Source organism: Singulisphaera rosea, from assembly GCF_054877945.1.
In genome coordinates this window covers 1-239 of the sequence record NZ_JBTYIP020000192.1, presented here as the reverse complement: position 1 = coordinate 239, position 239 = coordinate 1, and the positions used below count along the sequence as shown (strand labels likewise).

The 239-nt window shown below is 70.3% G+C and carries 1 pseudogene; it reads right to left on the bottom strand.

Annotated features, from left to right (window positions below):
- Positions 1-239 (bottom strand): annotated as a pseudogene (locus tag ACYOEI_RS41595) (hypothetical protein); the annotation flags it as partial.

The following is a 239-nucleotide window of genomic DNA, read 5'->3' as shown; positions in this document are numbered from 1 at the left end:
GGACGGAAGGACATGATCCTCGGGGACGGCCGGCAGATGAGAATGATCCCGGCGACTCGGCCCCGGCTTGCCCCGCTGCTGGCCGCGTGGTCGTGGCGGCGTGTCGGCACGGGAGGCCGAGGGGGTCACCCCGGTGGATGCCGAGGCCGTTTCGGTCTTGCGCCCGAAGAGTTGCTGTTCGCGGAGTCGGAGTAACGCCTGGAGCCGCCCGACCTCCTCCTTGAGCTGCGCCTCGCGAT